This is a genomic window from Bacteroidales bacterium (genome assembly GCA_023228145.1).
GTDB lineage: Bacteria > Bacteroidota > Bacteroidia > Bacteroidales > CAIWKO01 > CAIWKO01.
Map to the genome: position 1 here is coordinate 103,558 of JALOBU010000007.1, position 24,883 is coordinate 128,440.

At 35.8% G+C, this 24,883-nt stretch carries 26 protein-coding genes; 20 read left to right on the forward strand and 6 right to left on the reverse strand.

Features of this window, described 5'->3' with window-relative positions:
* Positions 1-339: 339 nt before the first annotated feature.
* The 5 genes from M0R16_05265 to M0R16_05285 are packed head-to-tail and all read left to right on the forward strand — an operon-like array spanning position 340 to position 4,877.
* A complete protein-coding gene (locus tag M0R16_05265; protein MCK9612292.1) occupies positions 340-501 on the forward strand; it encodes a DUF5989 family protein in 162 nt (53 codons plus the stop codon).
* Between the two features lie 9 nt (positions 502-510).
* Positions 511-744, forward strand: coding sequence for a sulfurtransferase TusA family protein (locus M0R16_05270; GenBank protein ID MCK9612293.1), 234 nt, complete (start codon positions 511-513; stop codon positions 742-744).
* Between the two features lie 44 nt (positions 745-788).
* Positions 789-1,775: a 7-cyano-7-deazaguanine synthase gene (locus tag M0R16_05275; GenBank protein ID MCK9612294.1), complete on the forward strand. Its 987-nt coding sequence runs from the start codon at positions 789-791 to the stop codon at positions 1,773-1,775.
* A complete protein-coding gene (locus M0R16_05280; GenBank protein MCK9612295.1) occupies positions 1,772-3,457 on the forward strand; it encodes a carbamoyltransferase in 1,686 nt (561 codons plus the stop codon). The genes M0R16_05275 and M0R16_05280 overlap by 4 nt, the downstream gene beginning before the upstream one ends.
* A gap of 34 nt (positions 3,458-3,491) precedes the next feature.
* Entirely contained in the window at positions 3,492-4,877 is a 1,386-nt protein-coding gene (locus M0R16_05285; protein ID MCK9612296.1) for a redoxin domain-containing protein, read from the forward strand.
* A gap of 1 nt (position 4,878) precedes the next feature.
* Here the strand turns inward: M0R16_05285 and M0R16_05290 are convergent, their stop codons facing one another.
* A complete protein-coding gene (locus M0R16_05290; protein MCK9612297.1) occupies positions 4,879-6,120 on the reverse strand; it encodes a 3-deoxy-D-manno-octulosonic acid transferase in 1,242 nt (413 codons plus the stop codon).
* A 13-nt stretch (positions 6,121-6,133) separates the two neighbouring features.
* On the reverse strand, positions 6,134-6,889 hold the full coding sequence (locus M0R16_05295) for a hypothetical protein (GenBank protein MCK9612298.1): 756 nt from the start codon (positions 6,887-6,889) through the stop codon (positions 6,134-6,136).
* Between the two features lie 186 nt (positions 6,890-7,075).
* Here M0R16_05295 and M0R16_05300 point away from each other — a divergent pair, with 186 nt between their 5' ends.
* The 9 genes from M0R16_05300 to M0R16_05340 are packed head-to-tail and all read left to right on the forward strand — an operon-like array spanning position 7,076 to position 15,260.
* Complete coding sequence (locus tag M0R16_05300) at positions 7,076-8,203, forward strand: DegT/DnrJ/EryC1/StrS family aminotransferase (GenBank protein MCK9612299.1); 1,128 nt, start codon at positions 7,076-7,078, stop codon at positions 8,201-8,203.
* A gap of 12 nt (positions 8,204-8,215) precedes the next feature.
* Positions 8,216-8,794, forward strand: a complete 579-nt coding sequence (locus M0R16_05305) for an N-acetyltransferase (GenBank protein ID MCK9612300.1) — start codon at positions 8,216-8,218, stop codon at positions 8,792-8,794.
* Positions 8,795-9,061 (forward strand): hypothetical protein, encoded by a 267-nt coding sequence (locus tag M0R16_05310; GenBank protein ID MCK9612301.1) that lies wholly within the window; start codon positions 8,795-8,797, stop codon positions 9,059-9,061.
* 3 nt (positions 9,062-9,064) lie between these two features.
* The gene (locus tag M0R16_05315) at positions 9,065-10,111 is read left to right on the forward strand and encodes a Gfo/Idh/MocA family oxidoreductase (GenBank protein ID MCK9612302.1); all 1,047 of its coding nucleotides are present in this window, start codon (positions 9,065-9,067) and stop codon (positions 10,109-10,111) included.
* Between the two features lie 22 nt (positions 10,112-10,133).
* A complete protein-coding gene (locus M0R16_05320) occupies positions 10,134-11,429 on the forward strand; it encodes a nucleotide sugar dehydrogenase (protein MCK9612303.1) in 1,296 nt (431 codons plus the stop codon).
* Complete coding sequence (galE, locus tag M0R16_05325) at positions 11,429-12,448, forward strand: UDP-glucose 4-epimerase GalE (protein MCK9612304.1); 1,020 nt, start codon at positions 11,429-11,431, stop codon at positions 12,446-12,448. The genes M0R16_05320 and galE overlap by 1 nt, the downstream gene beginning before the upstream one ends.
* A gap of 10 nt (positions 12,449-12,458) precedes the next feature.
* Positions 12,459-13,517 carry a dTDP-glucose 4,6-dehydratase gene (gene rfbB, locus M0R16_05330; GenBank protein ID MCK9612305.1) on the forward strand — a complete coding sequence of 353 codons (1,059 nt, stop codon included), beginning with the start codon at positions 12,459-12,461 and terminating at the stop codon, positions 13,515-13,517.
* Positions 13,518-13,519: 2 nt separating this feature from the next.
* Positions 13,520-14,527 (forward strand): SDR family oxidoreductase, encoded by a 1,008-nt coding sequence (locus M0R16_05335; GenBank protein MCK9612306.1) that lies wholly within the window; start codon positions 13,520-13,522, stop codon positions 14,525-14,527.
* A complete protein-coding gene (locus M0R16_05340) occupies positions 14,514-15,260 on the forward strand; it encodes a capsular biosynthesis protein (GenBank protein MCK9612307.1) in 747 nt (248 codons plus the stop codon). Before M0R16_05335 ends, M0R16_05340 begins: the two co-directional genes overlap by 14 nt.
* Here the strand turns inward: M0R16_05340 and fabD are convergent.
* Genes fabD through M0R16_05360 form a run of 4 tightly spaced genes read right to left on the reverse strand, consistent with a single transcriptional unit; the run spans position 15,257 to position 17,981 of the window.
* Entirely contained in the window at positions 15,257-16,138 is an 882-nt protein-coding gene (fabD, locus tag M0R16_05345; protein ID MCK9612308.1) for an ACP S-malonyltransferase, read from the reverse strand. The two genes, M0R16_05340 and fabD, sit on opposite strands and share 4 nt — an antisense overlap.
* A 22-nt stretch (positions 16,139-16,160) precedes the next feature.
* On the reverse strand, positions 16,161-16,889 hold the full coding sequence (locus M0R16_05350) for a Bax inhibitor-1/YccA family protein (GenBank protein ID MCK9612309.1): 729 nt from the start codon (positions 16,887-16,889) through the stop codon (positions 16,161-16,163).
* Between the two features lie 24 nt (positions 16,890-16,913).
* Positions 16,914-17,555 (reverse strand): GTP cyclohydrolase I FolE, encoded by a 642-nt coding sequence (folE, locus tag M0R16_05355; GenBank protein ID MCK9612310.1) that lies wholly within the window; start codon positions 17,553-17,555, stop codon positions 16,914-16,916.
* Positions 17,556-17,567: 12 nt separating this feature from the next.
* Positions 17,568-17,981 (reverse strand): 6-carboxytetrahydropterin synthase, encoded by a 414-nt coding sequence (locus M0R16_05360; GenBank protein ID MCK9612311.1) that lies wholly within the window; start codon positions 17,979-17,981, stop codon positions 17,568-17,570.
* Between the two features lie 105 nt (positions 17,982-18,086).
* Here M0R16_05360 and M0R16_05365 point away from each other — a divergent pair, with 105 nt between their 5' ends.
* The 6 genes from M0R16_05365 (at position 18,087) to M0R16_05390 (ending at position 24,862) form a co-directional block, all read left to right on the forward strand.
* Positions 18,087-19,205 carry a tetratricopeptide repeat protein gene (locus M0R16_05365; GenBank protein MCK9612312.1) on the forward strand — a complete coding sequence of 373 codons (1,119 nt, stop codon included), beginning with the start codon at positions 18,087-18,089 and terminating at the stop codon, positions 19,203-19,205.
* Between the two features lie 253 nt (positions 19,206-19,458).
* Positions 19,459-19,647 (forward strand): hypothetical protein, encoded by a 189-nt coding sequence (locus tag M0R16_05370; GenBank protein MCK9612313.1) that lies wholly within the window; start codon positions 19,459-19,461, stop codon positions 19,645-19,647.
* Between the two features lie 305 nt (positions 19,648-19,952).
* Positions 19,953-22,772 carry a DEAD/DEAH box helicase family protein gene (locus M0R16_05375; protein ID MCK9612314.1) on the forward strand — a complete coding sequence of 940 codons (2,820 nt, stop codon included), beginning with the start codon at positions 19,953-19,955 and terminating at the stop codon, positions 22,770-22,772.
* Positions 22,773-22,907: 135 nt separating this feature from the next.
* A complete protein-coding gene (locus tag M0R16_05380; GenBank protein MCK9612315.1) occupies positions 22,908-23,372 on the forward strand; it encodes a GIY-YIG nuclease family protein in 465 nt (154 codons plus the stop codon).
* A gap of 33 nt (positions 23,373-23,405) precedes the next feature.
* Complete coding sequence (locus M0R16_05385; protein ID MCK9612316.1) at positions 23,406-23,606, forward strand: hypothetical protein; 201 nt, start codon at positions 23,406-23,408, stop codon at positions 23,604-23,606.
* A complete protein-coding gene (locus M0R16_05390; protein MCK9612317.1) occupies positions 23,603-24,862 on the forward strand; it encodes a restriction endonuclease subunit S in 1,260 nt (419 codons plus the stop codon). The genes M0R16_05385 and M0R16_05390 overlap by 4 nt, the downstream gene beginning before the upstream one ends.
* Positions 24,863-24,883: the final 21 nt, after the last annotated feature.

Sequence of the window (24,883 nt, forward strand, 5' to 3'; positions counted from 1 at the left end):
TGTTTTTTTAAGTATCTTTTGTCTATCACTTTTATGATTTTATAATATTTGATTTACTAATTAATTATTTTTTACCTTTGTCAAAAAGTATTTGTGAGTAAATTTTTCAAATTATGGAAAAAAATAACATGGATATATGTCCGTTTTATTCAAAAAATATTGATTACTATTTTTTTAACGTTAACTTATGTTTTATTTTTCCCCTTTCTATGGTTTTTTCGTTTGCTTTTTAGTAAAAAAAAATTAATCACGCCATTTAGCATCTCAAACTCATACTGGGAAAAAAGCATCCCCCTCTCAGATGATTCATCTCAATTTTTAAACCAGTCCTAATCACATATGAAAAAAGTTTCATATATTCTTAAACAAATGTGGGTGTTGATTAAGAAACATAAACTGCGGCTTTTAGCTCCATTGTTAATAATTTTGGCTGTGCTTGCTATTTTGGTTTATTATATTGGGCCTGCCGTTATCGTTTCATTTATTTATGCAGGAGTTTGATAATTGTTTATGAAGATAGATGAAACTTTGGATTTGAGAGGATTACCATGCCCTGGTAATTTGCCAAAGCTGCTTATCAAACTTGAAACTATGGATTCCGGCGAAATATTGAAACTAACAGTTGATGATATGGTAGCGCTTGACAGGATCCCGTCTGCTTTGAAAGAAGAATCAGCTTATGAGCTTTTAGAGATTAAAAAGGGCGCTGATTCCAATATTCTCATATATATTAAAGTAATTTGAAGCCTATAATGACAGACACTCTTAAAATTTGTAAACGATGCATCATGCCAGAATACAAGCCTGACATCACGCTGAATGAAGAAGGGCTTTGTAATCTTTGTGTCGCTCATGATACTGCAAAAAAATTTGAAACAAGAAAACCTCTTGAAAGCGACCTGATAAAAATCCTTTCAAAATATCAGGGAAAATACAAATATGATTGTATGGTGATGTGCAGTGGAGGTAAAGACAGTACTTCTGCTTTGTATTATATGAAAAAACGTTACAAACTGAATGTTCTTGCATTCACTTTCGATCATGGATTTGAAACGGACGAAGCAATGGATAATATTAAAAATGCTGTGGAAAAACTGGAAATTGATTTTTTGTTTTTCAACTCTTCCTTCATGAAAGAAATGTTTGCTAAAATTATTTCAAGCGATTCTAAAGCCGTTATTTGTCACCCCTGTTCCATCTGGTACATGGATCTTGCTTTTGATGTAGCCGCCCGTTACGAGATACCTATTATTGTTGCAGGATGGACCAAAGGCCAGTCCAACAAACAGGAATTAATGTCAAAATGCGGTTGTAACGTCCACACTGCCGAATTTAAAGCTATGGCAGAAAACACTGAACATTTTCTTGATAATGAATTGAAAGGAATGCCTCAATATAAAAGATTTCCTCACAGTATGGAAGAAGTCCTATCAAAGGCAAAAAAGCGTTTTAATTCTATCGTTATTTCTCCGCACTGGTTTTTGCCTTACGGACCAGAAGAATATGTAAAAGTTATAAAAGAGGAACTTGGATGGAAGATTCCTGTATTAAGTTATCCTGCCGGATCAACCAACTGTTTATTAAATTTCATGTCTGTTTATTTGTCTATGAAGAATTATGGATATACTCACTATCATGTAGAAGCAAGTAAACTAATTAGAGAAGGCCTTTTACTTCGTGAAGATGCATTAAAACAACTGGAACTTAATTTTGATAAAAAAATACTCTTCGACATAACCTCTAAACTTGGCATAGACCAATTCGAAGCGCTATGAATATATTGGGCATTTCTGCATATTACCACGATTCTTCCGCTTGTGTAATTAAAGATGGTGTATTAACCGCAGCGGTTCAGGAAGAACGATTTAATCGAATAAAAAATTGTTCTGATTTCCCGATACAAGCAATAAACTTTTGCGTACAGCAAAGCGGAATTAGTTTCTCTGACATAGACTATGTCGCTTATTATGAACAACCCTACATTAAATTTAACCGAATACTACTTGACTATATTGAAAAGTTTCCTTTTTCATACCTTCCTTTTTTAAAAAATATTCCTTACTGGCTACAGGATAGATTAATTTTACCAATAACTATAAAAAAAGAGTTAGGATATACCGGTAAAATATTTTTTGTTCCTCATCATTATTCTCATGCTGCAAGTACTTTTTTCTTGTCACCATTTGAAGAAGCTGGGATTATTACGGCTGATGGTGTTGGTGAATTTGCAACAACCTGTACTGGAACAGGTAAATTAAACACTATAAATATAAATCAACAAATTAATTATCCTCATTCTCTTGGATTATTATACAGTGCTTTTACAACTTATCTAGGGTTTAAAGCTAACAGCGGAGAAGGGACAACAATGGCTTTGGCAAGTTTTGGGAACCCTGACTTTGTTGAACCTTTTAAAGAACTTATAAATATAGCAGATGATGGTAGTTACAAATTAAACCTAAAATATTTTTCTTACAATACTGGGAAAAAAATGTATTCCCGTCGCCTTGAAAAACTTTTAGGAAAGCCCCGTATGCAGAATGAAGAAATAACCGACCGTCATAAAGCAATTGCAGCAACATTGCAATATGTTGTTGAAGATGTACTTTTAAAAACAACCCGTCATTTAATTAAAACAACACATCATAAAAATCTTTGTATGGCAGGAGGAGTTTTTTTAAACTGCGTAGCCAACCAAAAAATTCTTGATATAGCAGAAATAGATAATGTTTTTATTCAACCGGGAGCTGGTGATGCTGGAGGATCTATTGGAGCAACATATTTTGCATGGAACATCCTTCTAAAAATGCCAAGAGGTAAGCCTCTTGAACATGCATATTTAGGCCCGGTATTTTCAACAACAAATATCAAAGCCGCTATTGTAAAAAATCAGCAAACATACATTGAACTGAAAGAATCAGAATTATTAGACATCGTTACGAGCAAGATCATGGAGGGTAAAACTGTTGGCTGGCATCAGGGTAGGCTTGAATTTGGTCCGCGAGCTTTAGGCAACCGCAGCATTTTAGCAGATGCCAGAAACCCTAAAATGGTTGATATCTTAAATCATAGAATAAAACATCGTGAATGGTTTCGTCCATTTGCTCCCATCGTAAAAGAAGAAAAGGTATCTGAGTATTTTAATATGAAAAACTTTTCTCCATTTATGCTTCTCGCCCCTGAAGTTATTGAAGAAAAAAGATCTGTTATTCCGGCCGTAACACATATTGATGGAACAGCCAGAGTGCAAACAGTTTCACAAAAAACTAATCCGTTGTTATGGAATTTAATTGACACATTTGAAACGAAAACAGGTGTCCCTGTAATTATTAACACTTCTTTCAACCTTAAGGGAGAGCCTATTGTGTGCACACCCGAAGAAGCAATAAATGATTATTTAAAATCTGAAATGGATTGCCTTGTTTTAGGTAATTGTTTTCTTGAAAAAACTAATTAATCTTTAAAAAAGATTAAAAAATTTTATTACTGTTTTGAAAAAAATAAAACTAACACTATTCTGTTTTTTTATCGTTTATTCTTTTTCTTCGGCACAACCTTCCATTACTTATACAATAACAGGATTAAATGATTGTAAATCTACGCTTTATTCTACACATGGGAGTTTACACTTTTCTGTCGATTCATGCATTTCAAGTAAGGGTTGTATTAATTTCGCCGGCAATAGTAATCTATCTCCCGGCGTCTACCGAATTTCTTTCATGGACAGTCTTTTTACCGATATTATCGTTAATCATGAAGATATTGTCATGACTAATAATATCTATAACCTAATAGATAGCCTGAAAGTCATATCTTCAGAAGAAAACAAAATATATCATGAATACTGGCGAGCATTCGCCGATATCAACGATAGTATTGAATTGATTTCTGAATTGGGCAATGTAATTTATGAAGCGAACAACCACACTTTCACACCCGACCTCGACAGCATGGCGCACAAGGCTAACAAATTTTCCAAAAAACTTGATAGTATAACCAATAGCCTTATTATTAAAAGCCAGGGGCTTTATGTTGAGAAACTTCTAAAAGCTTATTTGACACCCGACTGGAATGAATACAAAAAAAGAAGCGATGCAAAAAAATACAGAAATAAATATGAATTTCTGAAAGAGCATTTTTTTGATAATATTGATTTTTCTGATTCTACTTTGTTAAACTCTGAAGTATTTTATGTGTTAAGTACAAAATATCTCACCGAATATATTGATGCTAAATCTGATTCCGCTTATATAAAAGCTCTGAATTTTATTTTAGAGAAAACCACCCCCACTACTCCCGTTTACGATTACTTATTACACCTTTTTTTGAATACTTTTGAAGACGAGAGTGAAGATGTTTTTCTTTTTCTGGTTGATAATTATCTGTTAAAAAATACCTGCCAACAGACAGAACAGATTTTAAAAATCAGTGAAAGGGCTGAAATTATAAAAAAACTCAAGCCGGAAAATCCTGCTCCTGATTTTACTGTTAATGACATAAACACTAAGCCGGTAACATTATATTCACTTCAAGCAAAAAACATTTTGCTTATGTTCTGGTCTTCTGATTGTTCCCACTGTGAAGAAGCCATGCCTCAGATAATAGAAATATTTTCCCGTTATAAACCCTTAGGGCTTGAAATTGTTTCTTTTGCTATTGACAAAAATATTAACCAGTGGAAGAATGCTGTTACAAAAAATAAAATGAACTGGATTAATGTGTCGGATTTACTAGGGTTTGAAAGTCCGGTAATTAAAACGTATAATGCTTATAGCACGCCCACATTTTATCTCATTGATAGTAATAAAATTATTATTTCCCGTATTTATTCTCCTAAACAAATGAATGAAGTATTGGAAAGAGCTTTCAAAAATTAATTTACTTACTCAGCTGTCCTTTAATTTGGCTCATAATTTTATCAGTAGCTCCCGCATGAGAAATAACATATTCAGAACAAACTTCGGAGCATTGCCTGCGATGATTAACATCATTTAATAATTTAGTAAATGCCACTTCTAGTTCTTCAAAATTTTTCACCGTATGTGCACCGCCAAGGGATATTAAATCATGGGCTTCCTGAAACTTATGATATTGGGGGCCAAAAACAACAGGAGCTCCAAATGCGGCTGCCTCAAGAATGTTATGAATGCTTTTCCCAAAGCCGCCACCGATATAAGCAAATGAAGCGTATTGATATAAATGTAATAATAGGCCAATGCTATCAATAATTAATACCGTTGCACTTTCAATATTATTTTCATTTGCTTCAGAGAATTTCAGTGATTTCTTATCCAGTTTTGAACAGAAAAGTTCTATCCTTTGTAAATGAATTTCATGGGGCGCAATAATAAACTTTACTTTATGGTCAAGCTTATTAATGATTTTTATAAGCATGTCTTCGTCTGCAGGCCAGGTGCTACCGGCAACTATGGTATTACTGTTATGTGAAAACTTATCAACTAAAGGAAAATTTTTTTTATGCTGTGTAACACCCAAAACTCTGTCAAAACGGGTATCTCCCGATAATATAACATTAGGTATGCCGGCAGATTTTAACAGATTTACCGAGTTTTCATCCTGAACAAAAAACCAGTTTATTTTTTTCAGTTTTTTCAGAAACCATTTCCCATACCTTTTAAAGAAATACTGTCCGTTGCGGAATCTCACCGAAAAGAAATAAACAGGTATTTGTTTTTTATGAATTACCTGTAAATAATTAAACCAAAACTCATACTTAATAAAAAACACGATGGATGGATTTATCGTATCTAAAAATTTTGAAGCATTTCCGGGAGTATCAGCAGGTAAATAACAAACATAATCAACCATGGAATAATTTTTCCGTACTTCATAGCCGGAAGGAGAAAAAAAAGTCAGAATAATTTTGTAGGAAGGATGCATTTCTCTTAGAGTTTCAATAACAGGCCTTCCCTGTTCAAACTCTCCTAAAGATGATGCATGAACCCATATATATTTGTTGTTTTTTTGAATTACGGCTGTTAATGAATTATGCCAATATCTACGCCCTTTTATCCATTTTCGTGCTTTTTCATGAAACAAAGATGCGAGTTTGATAAGCCCAACATAAAAATAAATAGCGATGTTGTATAAAATCAACATTCCTGGCTGTTAATTAATAATAGTATCCCTTGGGGGCTCTTTTGTAAAGAGGAATAAGCCATCCAACCCGAATGGAATAAAAAAAATCATATTTTTGTTCGGTGTCTCTGGTTCTGGATTTAAAATCATAATCCCTTCTGCATTTTGTAAATGCCTGAGTAAACTCAAATCCTGCATAAAAAGACACCAGGCGTTTATTTCCCATATACATATATCCTAAAAATTCGCTCAATGAAAAGCCATTATGAAGTTTGTCATACCCTTTCGCATAATCGCCTTCAATCTGTGGAACATTATTGGCACTACTTGTAGTAATCTTCATTTTATGTTGTATAAAACCTGGCTCTAAGGTTAATAGAATGCCGCAATTTGGATTAGGGCCTGTAACAGCAAACAATTTTCCCACTTTTAAACCCACTCTGTATCCTCTTTCATGAAAAAAAACATCGGCGTACTCCCCATTAGAACCTATGATAAATCCATCAGAAGTAGAAATATTAGAAAGTATTGACAATTCATTTTTAACTTGTGAACCAAAAAAATAATTGTATTCAGCCGCAAAAAGCCAGTTTTTTTTCGTTTTTATCTGAAAACCTCCTCCTATGGCAGAATTTCCACCAAAATTCTTAGCTATATCACCGCTGACAAACTGATAAGCATAGGAAACATAAAACATTGTTGAAAAAACAGAAGAATCTTTTATGCTTACTTGTGCTTTAAGTAAGTTACCAAAACAAATCACAGTTAATATCAGTGTGAGTTTTTTCATTTTTCTGGGAATGCAAAATTAACCAAAATTGTTTGCATTAATATAGTGTAACATCTTTTCAACAATATTATTTCCCTTATCATAAGAATTTTCATAATATTAATCTTAATTGATTTTCACCTGTTTTGTTCAAATATTCTATCTTTGCACCCATAAATAACACATAATTATTAAAAACTTAACATTATGGGTAAAATAATGATGGTTGACCTGAAACGCCAGTATGAAGATATTAAACCCGAAATTGACACTGCCATTCACGAAGTTATTGAATCCACAGCATTTATAAACGGGCCTGCTGTAAACAGGTTTCAGAAAAATCTTGAATCTTACCTTAATGTTAAGCATGTAATTCCTTGTGCCAATGGCACAGATGCATTACAAGTTTCAATGATGGCTCTCGGGTTAAAACCAGGGGATGAAGTTATAACTACCTCTTTTACGTTTATTGCCACTGTTGAAGTTATTGCACTTCTTGGCCTAATTCCTGTTCTTGTGGATGTTGAACCCGACACTTTCAATATTGATCCAAAAGCTATTTTACGTGCTATTACACCTAAAACCAAAGCTCTTGTCCCTGTTCACCTGTTCGGACAATCAGCAAATATGGAAGAAATAATGAAAATCGCCGGTCAATATAATTTGTTTGTTATTGAAGATAATTGTCAAGCTATAGGTGCAGAATATATTTTTTCAGATGGAGCCAGAAAAAAAACAGGAACTATAGGTACACTGGGATGTACATCTTTTTTCCCTTCCAAAAACCTTGGGTGTTATGGCGACGGAGGAGCTGTATTCACAAATGATGATGATCTGGCGCAAAAACTCAGACAAATTGTTAATCACGGAATGACAGTAAGATACTATCATGATATCGTTGGTGTGAATTCTCGTCTGGATAGTATCCAAGCGGCTATACTTGATATTAAACTCAAATATCTTGATGAATATGCCAAAAGGCGCAACTATGCAGCAGATTATTACGATAAAGCCTTTGCCAACGAACCAAAAATAAAAACTCCTGTACGTTTTAACAAATCAAACCATGTTTTTCATCAATACACTTTGGCAATAAGAGACATTGACAGAAACAAACTCCAGGAGTTTTTAGCTTCAAAAGATGTCCCTGCTATGATATATTATCCGGTACCTTTGCATATGCAAAAAGCATATCTTGACCCTCGCTACAAAGAAGGAGATTTCCCAGCAACAGAAATGCTTTGTAAATCCGTGATATCGCTCCCTATGCACACTCATCTTGACGAAGAACAGTTAGCATATATTGCCTCTTCGGTTCTCGAATATTTCAAATAACAGCGAAACATTATGAAAAAGGATTTTTTTGCACACGAAACATCGGTAATTGATGAGGGTTGCCAGATAGGCAAAGGAACAAAAATATGGCATTTTTCTCATATTATGTCTGATTGTCAAATAGGCGAAAATTGCAATATAGGACAAAATGTCGTTGTGTCTCCGAATGTGAAACTTGGGCACAATGTTAAAGTTCAGAATAATGTTTCTATTTATACCGGGGTTATTTGTGAAGATGATGTCTTTTTGGGCCCGTCAATGGTTTTTACCAACATTGTTAATCCCCGAAGTGCAATAATTAGAAAAGAACAATATGTAGGCACTATCGTAAAAAAAGGAGCATCCATTGGCGCCAATGCGACTATTGTTTGTGGGCATAATATCGGGGAATATGCATTTGTGGGCGCAGGATCAGTTGTTACAAAAGAAATTCCCGCATATGCGTTAGTTGTTGGGAATCCTGCCAGGCAAATTGGCTGGATTAGTGAATATGGTCATCGCCTGAATTTTGATGAAAAGGGGATTGCTATCTGTCCTGAAAGTAATGATAAATATCAATTTAAAGATGGAGTGGTTACCAAAATCAAATAAATGAAAAGACTGCTTTTTATTGGACTCATGTCCGCATTTACAATATTTTTTGCAGGATGTAATAAATCCGGTTGCGATGATTGTGTTCAGCAAAAACATCAATTTTGTATTGCACTTTATGAAACAAATTGTAACAGCGCTTTTTTAACTACATATATTGATAACCTTATAAAAGCCTGTGGTACAGATGAAGCAAATAATTATATTTCAGTAACAACGCAACAATGCACACAGGGTACACTGGATTGCCCCGATGAATGTGAATAAATCATGATGGAACAAAAAAATAATACAGAAAAAATTAAATTTGCCGTTGTTGGCTGCGGGCATATCGGAAAACGCCATGCCGAAATGATATGCCGCAATGAAGAAGCTGAATTAATGGCATTATGTGACATAAAGCCAAAAGAAGAATTGGGCATAGAACAATTTCATGTGCCTTTTTTCAATAATATTGATGATTTGCTGGCATCAGAATTAAACATTGATGTTGTGAATGTTTGCACACCCAATGGAATGCATGTTGAGCATTCAATAAAAGCTTTAGATGCCCTAAAACACGTTGTATGTGAAAAACCAATGGGCTTAACAAAAGCATCCGTTGAGAAGGTTATTTATAAATCCCTGCAAGTTTCCAGACAATTATTTCTGGTAATGCAAAACCGCTATTCCCCGCCTTCCTTATGGATAAAAGAAGTTATTGATAAAAAATACTTAGGGGACATTTTTCATGTACAATTAAATTGTTACTGGAATCGTGATGAAAGTTATTATAAAAAGGGCGGATGGAAGGGCACCAAAGACCTTGATGGCGGCACACTTTTCACGCAATTTTCTCACTTTATAGATATTATGTTCTGGCTCTTTGGAGACATTACCGACATTCAGGGCATATTTGCCGACAATAATCACAAACATCTTACTGATTTCGAAGATAGTGGGATCGTAAGTTTCAGGTTTTTAAACGGGGGATTTGGATGTATTAACTATTCAACTTCTGTTTGGAATACCAATCTTGAAAGCAGCATCACTATCATCGGCAGCAAAGGAAGTATCAAAATTGGCGGGCAATATATGAACGAAGTTGAATACTGCCACATAGAAAACTACACCTTGCCAAAACTTGACCCCGCGAATCCCGCCAATGATTATGGTACATACAAAGGTTCCGCAGCAAATCATCACTACGTTATTGAAAATGTTGTTGACACACTAAAAGGAAAAACTACTATTACAACAAATGCCCTTGAGGGATTAAAAATTGTTGAAATTATTGAACGCATTTACGCTGTCCGGGATAAAAAATTCAAAAAATAATATCTGTTTTAAACATTTTATAATGAATACTTACGAACAACTTATAGCAAAAAAAACAAAGCTATCCGTAATTGGCCTTGGATATGTTGGACTACCAATTGCCTTGGAATTTGCAAAACAAATTCAGGTTATTGGTTTTGATATCAAAGAAGACCGCGTTGAAAAGATGAAAAATAAAATTGACCCAAGTGAAGAGCTCCCTGATTCGGCTTTTGAAAATTGTGATATTATTTTTACATCAAACACAGAAGACCTGAAAAATGCCTCATTTCATATTGTTGCAGTGCCTACGCCGATTGATAATCATAATTTACCAGATTTACATCCTTTGCTTTCAGCTACCCGTACAGTTGGAAAAGTGCTTAAAAAGGGGGATTATGTCGTTTACGAATCAACGGTCTATCCCGGTTGTACTGAGGAAGATTGCATTCCTATATTGGAAGAGTTATCTGGTTTGAAATTTATTAAAGATTTTAAGGTGGGATTTTCTCCCGAGCGAATTAATCCGGGAGACAAAGACCACACTATAACAACCATTACGAAAGTTGTTTCCGGTTGCGATGAGGAATCTTTGGAAATTATTGCAAAAGTTTATGAATTAGTTGTAAAAGTAGGTGTTCACAGGGCATCGAGCATCAAAGTTGCTGAATCGGCAAAGATTATTGAAAATACTCAGCGGGATGTAAATATTGCATTAATGAATGAGCTTTCAATTATATTTAACCGCATGGGAATCAATACCTTTGAAGTACTGGAAGCAGCAGGGACCAAATGGAATTTTTTAAAATTTTTTCCAGGCCTTGTCGGGGGGCATTGTATTGGTGTTGACCCCTATTACCTGACATATAAAGCAAAAGAATACCGATATCATGCACAGATAATAAATTCAGGACGCTTTGTGAACGACTCCATGGGTTTTTATATTGCAAAACAAACTGTCAAGAAAATTATTGCCACAGGAAAAAATGTTTTGAATTCCAGAGTACTTGTGATGGGTGTTTCATTTAAGGAAAATGTTAGTGATATTAGAAATTCAAGAGTAGCAGATGTGGTGAGCGAATTAAAAACCTATGGATTAATCGTTGATGTCGTAGACCCTTTTGCTGACGCCAAAGAAGTAGAAGAAGAATATGGTTTCGGTTTAATAAAAGAACCTGCCGGAAAATATGATGCTATTATTGTCGCTGTCTCTCACAATCAATATACAGGGCTTAAAGAAGAATTCTTTAAAAATTTTTCAGCAAATAAATGTATTTTAGTTGATATTAAAGGGGTGTATCGTGGTAAAATTAAAGAACTTACTTACTGGAGTCTTTAATGAAAATTCTTGTAACAGGGGGAACCGGGTATATAGGGGCACATACAGTTGTTGAATTACAACGGGATGGATACGATGTTTGCATTATTGATAATTTATCCAACTCTTCTGTGGAAGTTGTTCAATCAATATATAAAATAACCAACAAGCTTCCAATATTTGAAAAAATAGAAATGTGCGCAAAGCCCCAGCTTGATAATTTTTTTGAAAGGCATCAGGATATTGAGGGGGTTATACATTTTGCCGCTTTTAAAGCTGTCGGTGAATCTGTAATGCTTCCAATAAAATATTATCACAATAATTTATTTTCGCTGATTAACCTGCTTGAATGCATGCATAAGAATAAAATCAATACACTGGTTTTTTCTTCATCATGTACTGTTTATGGACAGCCCGAAAATCTTCCCGTCAAAGAAACATCTCCTGTTTTGCCCCCTATGTCCCCTTACGGAGATACGAAACAAATATCAGAAAGAATTATTACTGAACAATCAAGGGTTTCGGATTTGAAAACCGTTTTGCTGAGATATTTTAATCCTATCGGCGCACATGAATCGGCATTAATTGGAGAATTGCCAATTGGAACCCCAAATAATTTAGTACCATATATTACTCAAACGGCTATTGGTAAACGTGAATATTTAAGCGTTTTCGGTAACGATTATGATACCCCCGACGGTACTTGTATACGCGACTATATCTATGTTGCTGATTTGGCAAAGGCTCATGTTAAAGCGATGAAACGCCTGCTTAAGAAAGAAAAAAGTTCTGACACAGAAATTTTCAACTTAGGAACAGGTAGGGGAATTTCTGTGCTGGAAGTTATAGAATCTTTCGAACGTGTGTCGGGGCAAAAACTAAATTATAAAATTGTTGGCCGCCGCCCGGGGGATATTACAAAAATCTGGGCTGATTGCACATTGGCTAATAATGTACTTGGCTGGAAAGCTGAAAAAACCCTTGATGAAATGATGTTATCCGCATGGAACTGGGAAAAACAAATGGCAAAAAAAATTTAATAATACCACAATGTTTAATAAAACTATATTAATTACAGGTGGAGCGGGATTCATTGGTTCTCATGTTGTACGCTTGTTTGTTAAAAAATACTCTGATTACCGTATTGTAAACTTCGACAAACTAACATATGCCGGAAATCTTGAAAACCTGAAAGACATTGAAAACGAAAAAAACTATCTTTTTATTAAGGGCGACATAACAGATACAACATCTGTTTCCAATCTTCTCAAGCAATATGATTTTAATGTAATAATACACCTTGCTGCGGAATCACATGTTGACCGCTCCATTACCAACCCTTTGGAATTTATAACTACAAATATTTTTGGTACTGCTACTTTGTTAAATGCTGCAAGAGAACTATGGAAAGATAATGAAGCCGGGAAACTTTTTTACCATATTTCAACAGACGAAGTTTACGGTTCTTTAAGCAAGGAGGGTTTTTTTACCGAAAATACCGCTTATAGTCCGCGCAGCCCTTACTCTGCCTCCAAAGCAAGTTCTGACCATTTGGTGCGCGCATATCATCATACTTATGGGTTGCCTGTCATTATTTCAAATTGCTCGAACAATTACGGCCCCAATCAATTTCCCGAAAAGCTTATCCCTTTAATGATAAACAACATCATTAACAACAAACCTCTTCCTGTATATGGTAGTGGCGAAAACGTAAGAGACTGGCTTTATGTAGAAGATCATGCCCGCGCTATTGATACGGTATTTTGCAAAGGAAAGATTGGAGAAACATATAATATAGGAGGAAATAATGAGTGGACTAACATTAATCTTGTCCATTTACTTTGCAGTGTTATGGATAAAAAACTTGGCCGGGAAGAAGGTAGTTCGGCAAAATTAATAACCTATGTAAAAGACCGTGCCGGGCATGACTTGCGTTACGCAATTGATTCAACAAAAATATCAAATGAATTAGGGTGGAAACCTTCATTGAATTTTGAAGACGGCCTAAAAAAAACAGTTGAATGGTACCTAAATAACGAGTCCTGGTTAAAAAATATCACGAGCGGAGCATATCAGAAATATTACGAGGAACAATATTCAAACAGATAATTATGTACAGCAAAGCCTTTCATGATGAGGATTTAACAAAGTTTACTTTTCTTATAACCGGAGGAGCGGGGTTTATAGGCTCGAACATAGTTGAATATCTCATAAAATATAATGCCGGGAAAATAATTATTTTGGATAATTTATCCACCGGATTTTTTCACAATATTGAACCTTTTATTTCACACGGCAATGTTAAGTTTATTGAAGGGGATATTTGTAATCCGGAACAATGCATGACAGCTACAAAAGACGTTGATTTTGTTTTACATCAGGCAGCTCTGGGCTCTGTTCCACGTTCCATACAAGACCCTCAGGCAACCAATCTTTCTAATGTTGGCGGGTTCCTGAATATTCTCGTAGCATCAAAACAAAATAAAGTTAAGCGGATTGTTTATGCCAGTTCATCTTCGGTTTATGGAGACAGTGCAGAACTACCTAAAAAAGAAATAAACATCGGCAACCCTTTATCTCCTTATGCTGTTTCAAAACTTGCGAATGAGTTATATGCCAAAGCTTTTACAAATTGTTACAATATGGATATGGTCGGCCTGCGTTATTTTAATGTTTTTGGCCCCAGGCAAAGCCCACAAGGAGCATATGCAGCAGCCATACCTTTGTTTATTCATGCATTAATTACCGGTAAAAGCCCTTTTATTAACGGGGACGGGGAACAAACCCGGGATTTTACCTTTGTGGAAAATGCCGTTCAGGCAAACATAAGAGCAGCTTTTGCTAAGAACCGTGAAGCGCGAGGAAATGTTTTCAATGTTGCTTGTGGCAGTAAAACATCTGTTAATGAACTTTTTTTTCTATTAAAAAAAATATCTCAAACTACTATTGACCCATCATACCGTGCTGAGCGCCACGGTGATGTCCGATATTCTCTTGCCGACATTTCAAATGCCATAAAAATTCTTGGATACTCGCCCGACATTAAAATTAAAGATGGACTTGAAATAACTTTTAAATGGTTTAAACAAAACTTTCAGATGCTTTATGGAAATTTCTGATTTTTTTTCCAAAAAAAAAACACCAGCAGTTTCTTACGAAAGCTATTACAGTATAGATATTCATTCGCATATCATTCCCGGTATTGATGACGGAGCTCAAACGATTGAAGAATCACTCGAAATAATTGCCTTTTTCCAAAGCATAGGAATTAAAAAAATAATCACCACGCCTCATATTTCCGGGTCTTACCCAAATACAAATGATATCATACTTTCCTGCTATTCTCAACTTAAAAATAAGTTAATAGAAATCAACCCGGATATTGATTTACATGTTGCTGCAGAATATATGGTCGACGAAAGTTTTACCAACATTATTAAGCAGAAGAAATTATTATGTTTCGGGAAAAATTTTATTTTAATTGAATTTCCATATTTTAGTACACATCCTGATATTCACAATGTGATTTTCTCATTGCAGAGTGATGGATTTTCAATAATTATTGCTCACCCTGAACGCTATGTGTTTTGGGGAGACACGTTGAATACATTTAAAAAGCTTAAAGAACGTGGAGTGTTTTTTCAAATGAACCTTCTATCCCTGACTTCAATATATTCCGAAGAAATACAAAAAAATGCCCATTGGCTTATTAAAAACCAGTTGATTGATTTTGTCGGCTCTGATATTCATCACATCAGCGCTGCACCCTATATTAAAAATGTTTTAAAAGAAAAACTTTTCTTTAAAATGATAGAAACAAATCAGATAAAAAATAACGCTTTGTTGACTTAAATATTCACTTCTTCAATTATAACAGAAGGTTCAATTTTCTTTATTAACCCCTGTAAAACAGTTCCTGGTCCTAATTCTGTATAAACAGTACAACCACCTGCAACCATATTTTTAACAGTCTGTGTCCACAAAACAGGAGATGTTAATTGAGCATTTAAATTAGATTTAATAATATCTGGATCTGTTGATGGTTTGGCGTCGACATTTTGATATATGGGACAAAGTGGTTTGCTGAATAATGTGTTTTCAATAGCATATGCTAATTTTTCTCTGGCAGGTTCCATCAATGGAGAATGAAAAGCTCCGCCAACACTCAGAGGCAATGCTCTTCGTGCGCCGGCAGCCTTTATCAGTTCGCATGCTTTATTGACACCGCTTACAGTTCCGGAAATAACAATTTGCCCGGGGCTGTTATAATTTGCGGCGACAACAACATCATCAATATCATCAAGTATTTCTTTCACTTTATCATCAGCAATGCCTATGATTGCAGCCATAGTGGATGGGGTTATTTCGCAAGCTTCCTGCATAGCTTCGGCGCGTTTTGACACCAGTAGCAAACCATCTTCGAATGACAAAGCTTGAGAAGCCACCAACGCAGAAAACTCGCCTAAAGAGTGGCCTGCAACCATATCCGGGATAAAATTTTCTCCCATCACTTTGGCCAGAATTACTGAATGAAGAAAAATCGCAGGTTGTGTTACTTTTGTTTGTCTTAAGTCTTCTTCCGTTCCGCTAAACATTAAATCTGTGATACGAAAATTCAATATTTCATTTGCTTGTTCAAATAATTCTTTTCCTGTCTCAAAATTTTCGTACAGTTGCCTACCCATACCTACAAATTGAGCTCCCTGCCCAGGGAAAACATATGCTTTCATAAAATAACTTTATTGGTAAAAACTATTTTCTGCCTCCAAATAAACGAAGCAAAAACAAAAAAAGGTTAATAAAATCCAGATATAATGTAAGTGCCCCCATAATGGTCATTTTTGTTGCAACAGTGCTACCGTTGTCAATACTCATTCCAATACGTTTCAGCTTTTGAACATCATAGGCAGTAAGGCCAGTAAATATTAGTACTCCAATAACACTTATAACATAACTCATTGTTTCACTTTTCAGAAAAAAATTCACCAGCATGGCAATAATAATTCCTATAACGCCCATCATCAAAATGGAACCAAATTTTGTCAGGTCTGTTTTTGTCACATATCCTGTTGCTGCCATCACTCCAAACATGCCTGCAGTAATCGCAAAAGTAATTCCTATTGTACTTATTTCATAAATCAGAAAAATAAAGCTGAAGCTCATGCCCATCAATACCGAATAAACTATAAACAACAGCATCATCAGGGGTGCGGAAAGTTTCTGAAAACCAAATGACATTAATAAAACAAAACCTAGGGGTGCCAGCATAACTATCCATCCCAACATCGACAATCCTCCCTCTGGTTTAATCAAAGTTTGCATTAAGGAGGGGTTTGCAACCCAAATAAATGCAGTAACGGCAGTAACTGTTAATGCGAGGAACATCCATGAAAAAACACGAGCCATGAAAGTCCGAGACAATGATGTAGTTTGGTTTATTTCGCTTGTGCTAAGATGATATTTTTCTTCGTTGTAATTCATATAATAAAAATTTATTTTAAGCTCTTAATGTAAAGTTGAACTTATAAGTGTGAGAAATTCTGTTCTGGTTTTATCCACCAAAAATGCTCCTGTAAAATCAGATGTTGTAGTAACAGAATTTTGTTTTTGTATGCCGCGCATCATCATACATAGATGGTGGGCTTCAATAACTACAGCGACGCCCAGAGGTTTTAAAGTATCCTGAATACAATCCTTTATTTGCGAAGTAAGGCGTTCCTGAACTTGCAAGCGGCGGGCAAAAGCATCTACTACGCGGGGAATTTTACTTAAACCGACTATGTACCCGTTAGGAATATACGCAACGTGTGCTTTCCCGATAAAAGGAAGCATATGATGTTCGCACATCGAATAAATTTCAATATCCTTCACAATTACCATCTGTTTGTAATCTTCCTTAAACATCGCAGAACGAAAAATTTCCATTGGGTTTAATTCATATCCGTGCATTAAGTACAGCATCGCTTTTGCAACCCTTTCCGGTGTTTTTAGCAATCCTTCCCGCTCAGGGTTTTCACCAATCAGTCCCAGTACTTTTTTATATTGTGCTGATAACTCTTTTATTAATTTGGGGTTGTCTGGTGTAATTTTAGCAGGGGTATCGTCAATTTCGTTTTCTTCTATGATTGATTTATCTATAACATTCATTATTCTATGATTTTATTCTCCAAAATATTCTACATAATTATTTTCTGTCTCGCATATTTTAACACAATGTAATTTGACATTATGTGCTGCTATGGGAGCATTGATCTGCTCCCAGACAGCAATAGCTATGTTTTCTGTTGAAATCATTTTCCCTTTCATAAAATCCACTTCAAGATTGAGATTTTTATGGTCAAATTTTTCTATGATATAATCATTAATGATTTTGCTTAATAATTTTAAATTCATTACAAATCCGGTTTGGAGATTGACAGGACCGCAAACCGTAACGAATAGCTCGTAATTATGCCCATGCCATAGTGGATTCGAACATTTTCCAAATATTTCCACGTTCTTTTCGTCTGAAAAATCTTCACGATAAAGCCTGTGAGCAGCATTAAATCTTTCTCGTCTTGTAAGGTATACCATGCCTTATAATTTATTGCAAAATTACAATAAAAATAATGATTTCTGCAAATATTAAATCAATACTATTTAACAATTTAAATTCATACCTTTGTTAAAAAAACGAAGATGAAAAAGCCAGATATTATTTTTTTTATTTTATTTTTTTTACCGGTGATTTTATTGTCTCAAACGGCTTCTGAATTTTTCAAATCCGGCGAAAAAAAATACAAAGAAGGATTTTATGTGGACGCTATTCTTGATTTTACACAAGCCATTAACGCAAAGGAAAAATATGCCGATGCTTACGTATACAGGGCTATGTCTTATAGTTCGATAGGTAATTTTCAAAATGCATTGGATGATTATAATACTGCTATCATTATAAACCCGGACGATGCAGATGTGTATTTAAATCGGGCAATTATCAACAGCAACCTGGGAAAAGATATCGAAGCTATTGAAGATTGCAACATTGCCATTGCAAAAGATTCCTCTCGCTCAAGGGCATTTTTTGTAAGAGGATATTCTAAATATTTAATGAAAGATTATCCCGGAGCTTTAAAAGATTACAGCAAATCCATAAGCATTCAACCAAAATATATTGATGCATTTTACAATCGTGGTATGACTCACAATGTTATGGGTAATTATGAAGCAGCAATCAACGATTATAGCAGTGTAATTAAATTATCTGTATCGGATTACAGGGCTTACATTGCAAGGGGGATGGCATACGCCAGACTTAAAAAATATAAAGAAGCGCTTAATGATTATAATAAAGCTATCGAAATAAAACCCGATTATGCAAACTCATACTACAACAAAGCTTTTACGGAATATGAAATGAAAGATTTTGTTAATGCAGAAACAGATTACTCTATGTGTATTAAATACAATGAAAAATATTACGATGCTTTCTATAACCGTGGATTAACTCGTTATGAGCTTAAGAAATACGACGAAGCTATCAATGATTATAATGTAGTGCTGAGCCATAATCCTGACGACTATGAAACATACTTAAACCGTGGTTTGTGCAAAGACAAACAAGATAAAATTGGCGAAGCCATTGAAGACTATTCCAAATCTATTGAGATTAACCCTAAATATTCAAAGGCATATTCCAACAGGGCTTATGCAAAATATAAACTCAACCTTTTTGATGAAGCATGCAACGATTGGAAAACCGCCATGGAACTGGGCAGCAAGGTATCGGAAACCAATTTCAATAAGTTTTGTAAATAAAATTACTTTATAAGCCAGAACCTCTCAAAGTTTCAAAAGCATTTAAACATTATTTCTTTAAATTCTGGCGTTCAATAAAACACCATGACAAAATCAAAATTTCGTTTTTGACTCATTTAATCTAAGTAATGGTATAATCTATTTTTACAAAAAATACATCCCCTTGCAAATATTACAAAGAATATTGAAATGTTATAATATCATTGACCATATCTTTACTATATTTGTCATCGGATAGTTAAATTTTTTAATGATGAAAAAGATAATTATATTGTTGAGCCTTGTTATCACACCAGTTGTTTTTACTTCATGTTACAAAGAATGCTATACCTGTAAATTTGGCGATGAGAGAGATATTATTTGTGAGGGTGATTATTTTAACAGGTCAGATTTTTTGGCATACAAAGACTCACTTGAACTCGCCGGGTTTGAGTGTAAATAAGTTATATAAATTATTTTCATACAACAATATCGTATTCTTTTTATAAAAATCATTATAAGTATTTATTAAGCGTTTTAAATAAGCCAATAACGCATTTTTATAAATGCTCATATTCGCCTAATATTAAAAAACAAAATTTTTTTTAAACTATTTTCCAGAATAGCTACTAAACAAAATTTTTGCGGTAGCATTTTTACGTTTATTTACGGATAATTTACGGATATGCGTTAAAAGCCGTAAAAAATATTTACACATAAATAATAGTGGAAATAATATAGTTTTTCATTAGTCATTATTTGGCAATAATGCTAATACGCGTTAACAATTTTAGTATTTTAGGGGTTTATTTCAGTAAAATGTCTCAGGATATTAACCAGAACCCCGAACAAAAAGCCCGCGACAATATTGATAAGCAGTTGATCGCCTGTGGGTGGGTTGTTCAAAACAAGGAACAACTAAACCTTGGTGCGGGTATTGGTGTGGCCGTACGTGAGTATCTTACCGATGTCGGGCCGGCTGATTATGTGCTGTTTGTTGACCGCAAGCCTGTTGGTATCATAGAAGCCAAACGTGATGAAGAAGGAGTGCGGCTTACCACTGTTGAGGACCAGTCAACAGATTATGCTACCAGCAAATTGAAACACCTGAATAACGATCCCCTGCCCTACGTTTACGAAAGCACCGGAGAGTTAACACGCTTTACCGATTATACTGATCCAAAGCCCCGCTCCCGCCCTGTTTTTACATTTTTCAAGCCTGAAACCTTTCGCGAATGGCAACGAAAACCGGAATCTTTGAGGAAAAGGCTGTTTAATCTCCCTGTTTTGCCAACTAATGGATTACGTGACTGCCAGATAAAAGCTATTACCGACCTTGACCAATCATTTAAAGAAAACAGGCCAAAGGCGCTGATTCAGATGGCTACGGGTTCGGGAAAAACCTTTACAGCCATTACATTTATCTACCGCCTGCTGAAATTTTGTGATGCCAAACGGATACTTTTTTTAGTTGACACAAAAAATCTTGGCGAACAAGCCGAACAGGAATTCATGGCTTATGTCCCTTCCGATGACAACAGGAAATTCACAGAATTATATAATGTTCAACGATTACGGTCTTCATATGTAGCAACCGACAGTCAGGTATGCATCAGCACCATACAGCGTTTGTATTCCATTTTAAAAGAGGAAGAACTCGACGAAAGCGCAGAAGAAACCAACCCGGGCGAAATACAATGGGGAAAACGCGAACCTGTTCCAGTGGCATATAATGAAAAAGTCCCCCTCGAATTTTTTGATTTTATCGTGATCGACGAATGTCACCGCAGCATTTACAACTTGTGGAAACAGGTACTCGATTATTTTGATGCATTTCTGATCGGCCTAACGGCAACACCAGATAACCGCACCTTTGGATTTTTCAATCAGAATATCGTAAGCGAATACACTCACGAGCAAGCCGTGGTTGACGGTGTAAATGTGGGTTTTAACGTATATCTTATTGAAACCGCCATCTCAAAAAAAGGTGGCGCTGTATGGAAAGGCGAATATGTTGATCTCCGCGAAAAGCTAACCCGACGTAAACGCTGGGAACAACTGGATGAAGATGTGGTATATTCGGCAAAACAGCTCGACAATGCTGTAGTAAATCCGAATCAGATAAGGGAAATTATCAGGACATTTAAAGAACGTTTGCCTGAAATTTTTCCGTACCGGGATGAAGTCCCAAAAACCCTCATCTTTGCGAAGACCGACAGCCATGCCGATGATATTATTCAAATAGCAAGGGAAGAATTTGCCGAAGAAAACCGTTTCTGCAAAAAGATAACTTATAATTCTGATGACCCCAAATCGGTGCTGGCACAATTCCGCAACGATTACTATCCGCGCATAGCCGTCACCGTTGACATGATCGCTACCGGTACCGATGTAAAACCATTGGAGTGCCTGCTTTTTATGAGGGATGTTAAAAGCCGTAATTATTTTGAACAGATGAAAGGCCGCGGCACACGTGTGATTGATCTGGACGACCTGAAAAAAGTAACGCCATCGGCGCAATACACTAAAGACCATTTTGTAATTGTTGATGCGGTTGGAGTAACTAAATCACTTAAAACGGACAGCCGCCCTCTGGAGAAAAAACCGGGTATTCCGCTGAAAGATCTGCTCATGGCAATAACTGTTGGCGCACGTGATGAAGAATTATTTTCTTCTTTGGCAAACCGGCTGATACGGTTGGACAAACAAATATCCGAAACTGAAAAAACAAAGTTTGCAGAAAAAGCACAAGGTAAATCCATTAGCCAGGTTGCAAAAGAGTTGTTGAATGCCTACAATCCGGACATTTTAGAAGAAATCAGCGATAACATTTTAAAAAATAATCCTGCGGCTACATCTAACGAAATTGAAACCGCCGTCAATAATGCTCAATCCGAAATGATTGAACAAGCCGCCTGCACGTTCCACGGGGAATTGAACACATACATTGAAAATGTCCGCAAGGCACATGAACAGGTGATTGATATTATCAATCCCGACAAGCTTGAGTTTGCGGGTTGGGAAGAGCAATCAGCCGAACATGCAAATAAAATTATCAGCGATTTTAAGTCATACATTGAAGCCAACAAAGAAGAAATAACTGCTCTGCAGATATTTTACGGACAGCCATACCGCCGCCGTGAACTGACCTATAAAATGATTAAAGAACTACTTGAGCAATTAAAGGCAGACAAACCGGCCATGGCGCCAATGAAAGTCTGGCACGCTTACGCCGCCATTGAACAAACAAACGGCTCGCCCAAAAACGATCTGATTGCATTGGTATCGCTGGTGCGCAGGGTTTGCGAACTCGACAGCACGCTGACACCTTATGATAAAACCGTGGATAAGAATTTCCAGGACTGGGTATGGAAAAAACATTCCGGCGCCGGAGAAAAATTTAATGAAGATCAAATGCAATGGCTACGAATGATAAAAGATTATGTGGCTACATCATTTCATATTGCAAAGGATGATTTTGACCTCAGCCCGTTTAATGCCCTGGGCGGACTGGGAAAGATGTGGCAGTTGTTTGGAGATAAGACAGAAGAAATTATTAATGAATTAAATGAAATATTAGCAGCATAGAATCGGGCATTTCGGCTGCGGAGTAACGGGCGTTTCGACTGCGCTCAACGCCCGGAGGGGGAAGAACGGTGGTTGAGCCGTACCATGAGCGAAGTCGAAGGGTACGCCGAAACCACCGCAACTAATAAATAGAAAATGAAAGGATACATGTACATACTGCTTTGTTCTAACGGAAAATATTACACCGGAAGTACCAAAGACCTCGAAAAACGCTGGCAGGAACATCTGAGTGGAAATGGAGCAAACTTTACAAAAAAATATCCTCCTGTAAAACTGGTTTATTACGAGGAATATGACAGGATTGATAACGCTTTCTATCGTGAAAAACAGGTTCAGGGCTGGGGCAGGAAAAAGAAAGAGGCGTTGATTAACGGCAACTTTGATGATTTACCTCAACTGGCTAAAAAAGTATTTCTGAAAAATTCGCTCTCTTCGATACGATTGCTGCGCAATCACAACAAATCGCTCTCTTCGGTACAATTGCTGCGCAATCACTCAGAGAGCGATGAAGAAAACGGGGCGTTGAGTGTTTCCGACAACGGAGGAAACGTATCGAAACGCCCCAATGAAAAGATAAAAAATATTGAACAAACTAAATAATTCACAAAGAGCTGATAGAAACATTTTTTAAATTTGCTTTCTCCGATACAATTGCAAGGTAACTACAACAATTCGCTCTCTTCGGTACGATTGCTTCGCAATCACGACAAATCGCTCTCTTCGGTACAATTGCTGCGCAACCACTCAGAGAGCGATGAAGAAAACGGGGCGTTGAGTGTTTCCGACGAAGAAGGAAACATACCGAAACGCCCCAATGAAGAAAAAAAAGCATGAGTAAACTAAACAACATCCCCAAACACTGGCAAGTAAAAAAACTTGGAGAGTATGTCGTTTCTGTGAAAGGAAAGAAACCCAAACGAATTTCAAAAGTAAAAACAAAAGAATGTTCTATTCCTTATGTTAATATCAAAGCATTCGAAAAAAATGTAATTGATGAATACACTGATGGTGTTGGTTGTGTTCTTTGCGAAAAGGATGATTTTTTAATGGTTTGGGACGGCTCTCGATCGGGTTTTGTCGGTAAATCAATAAAAGGTGCGTTAGGAAGCACCTTAGTTAAATTAAATTTCCCAGACATCAATAATGACTATGCTTATTATTTTTTACAATCTAAGTTTATTGAAATAAATACAAGAGCAAAAGGTGTTGGCATCCCTCATGTTGATCCTAATTTACTTTGGAATTATGAATTACTAATTCCACCAAAAGAAACCCAACAACTCATCGTCTCCAAAATCGAAGAGCTTTTTAGTGAGTTGGACAAAGGTGTCGAGAGCTTAAAAACCGCACAACAACAATTAAAAGTTTACCGGCAGAGTTTGCTGAAATGGGCGTTTGAAGGAAAACTTACGAAGTCAGAATTTAGAAGTCAGAATTCAGAATTGGCAATGGCTGCCGAAGGAAAAGAAAAATACAGGAACGGTGAGTTGCCGGAGGGGTGGAGAATGAAAAAACTAAGTGAACTTTCAGTGCTTGTTTCAGATGGAGACCATTTGCCACCACCAAAATCTGAAAGCGGTATTCCGTTTATTACAATCTCAAATATAAAAAATAATACTATTGACTTTTCTCAAACTATGTTTATGACAGAAAAGTATTACAATGAGTTAAAAGAAAGCAGAAAACCTATAAAAGGGGATATTTTATATAGTGTTACGGGTTCTTTTGGTATTCCTGTATTAATAAATTTTGATAAAAAGTTTTGTTTTCAAAGACACATCGGTTTAATACGCCCTCAAAAATCAACAAATACCAAATGGCTTTTTTATATTTTACAATCACCTCAAATTTTTAAACAAGCTACAGAAACAGCAACAGGAACGGCACAAAAAACTGTCGCGTTAAAATCATTGAGAAATTTTGATATTCCTCTTCCGCCGATCTCTGATCAACAGCTAATCGTATCTGAATTAGAAAGCAAACTCACCGTTTGCGACAAAATTGAAGAAACCATAAATAACGGCTTGCAGCAAAGCGAGGGGCTGCGACAAAGTATATTGAAACAAGCATTTGAAGGAAGATTAGTATAATTTTGGATTAAGTAAAAAACA

Coding starts and splice junctions, on each gene's coding strand:
- M0R16_05265 (MCK9612292.1), top strand. CDS start 340: ATGAAAAAAGTTTCATATATTCTTAAACAAATGTGGGTGTTGATTAAG.
- M0R16_05270 (MCK9612293.1), top strand. CDS start 511: ATGAAGATAGATGAAACTTTGGATTTGAGAGGATTACCATGCCCTGGT.
- M0R16_05275 (MCK9612294.1), top strand. CDS start 789: ATGCCAGAATACAAGCCTGACATCACGCTGAATGAAGAAGGGCTTTGT.
- M0R16_05280 (MCK9612295.1), top strand. CDS start 1,772: ATGAATATATTGGGCATTTCTGCATATTACCACGATTCTTCCGCTTGT.
- M0R16_05290 (MCK9612297.1), bottom strand. CDS start 6,120: ATGTTGATTTTATACAACATCGCTATTTATTTTTATGTTGGGCTTATC.
- M0R16_05295 (MCK9612298.1), bottom strand. CDS start 6,889: ATGAAAAAACTCACACTGATATTAACTGTGATTTGTTTTGGTAACTTA.
- M0R16_05300 (MCK9612299.1), top strand. CDS start 7,076: ATGGGTAAAATAATGATGGTTGACCTGAAACGCCAGTATGAAGATATT.
- M0R16_05305 (MCK9612300.1), top strand. CDS start 8,216: ATGAAAAAGGATTTTTTTGCACACGAAACATCGGTAATTGATGAGGGT.
- M0R16_05310 (MCK9612301.1), top strand. CDS start 8,795: ATGAAAAGACTGCTTTTTATTGGACTCATGTCCGCATTTACAATATTT.
- M0R16_05315 (MCK9612302.1), top strand. CDS start 9,065: ATGATGGAACAAAAAAATAATACAGAAAAAATTAAATTTGCCGTTGTT.
- M0R16_05320 (MCK9612303.1), top strand. CDS start 10,134: ATGAATACTTACGAACAACTTATAGCAAAAAAAACAAAGCTATCCGTA.
- galE (MCK9612304.1), top strand. CDS start 11,429: ATGAAAATTCTTGTAACAGGGGGAACCGGGTATATAGGGGCACATACA.
- rfbB (MCK9612305.1), top strand. CDS start 12,459: ATGTTTAATAAAACTATATTAATTACAGGTGGAGCGGGATTCATTGGT.
- M0R16_05335 (MCK9612306.1), top strand. CDS start 13,520: ATGTACAGCAAAGCCTTTCATGATGAGGATTTAACAAAGTTTACTTTT.
- M0R16_05340 (MCK9612307.1), top strand. CDS start 14,514: ATGGAAATTTCTGATTTTTTTTCCAAAAAAAAAACACCAGCAGTTTCT.
- fabD (MCK9612308.1), bottom strand. CDS start 16,138: ATGAAAGCATATGTTTTCCCTGGGCAGGGAGCTCAATTTGTAGGTATG.
- M0R16_05350 (MCK9612309.1), bottom strand. CDS start 16,889: ATGAATTACAACGAAGAAAAATATCATCTTAGCACAAGCGAAATAAAC.
- folE (MCK9612310.1), bottom strand. CDS start 17,555: ATGAATGTTATAGATAAATCAATCATAGAAGAAAACGAAATTGACGAT.
- M0R16_05360 (MCK9612311.1), bottom strand. CDS start 17,981: ATGGTATACCTTACAAGACGAGAAAGATTTAATGCTGCTCACAGGCTT.
- M0R16_05365 (MCK9612312.1), top strand. CDS start 18,087: ATGAAAAAGCCAGATATTATTTTTTTTATTTTATTTTTTTTACCGGTG.
- M0R16_05370 (MCK9612313.1), top strand. CDS start 19,459: ATGAAAAAGATAATTATATTGTTGAGCCTTGTTATCACACCAGTTGTT.
- M0R16_05375 (MCK9612314.1), top strand. CDS start 19,953: ATGCTAATACGCGTTAACAATTTTAGTATTTTAGGGGTTTATTTCAGT.
- M0R16_05380 (MCK9612315.1), top strand. CDS start 22,908: ATGAAAGGATACATGTACATACTGCTTTGTTCTAACGGAAAATATTAC.
- M0R16_05390 (MCK9612317.1), top strand. CDS start 23,603: ATGAGTAAACTAAACAACATCCCCAAACACTGGCAAGTAAAAAAACTT.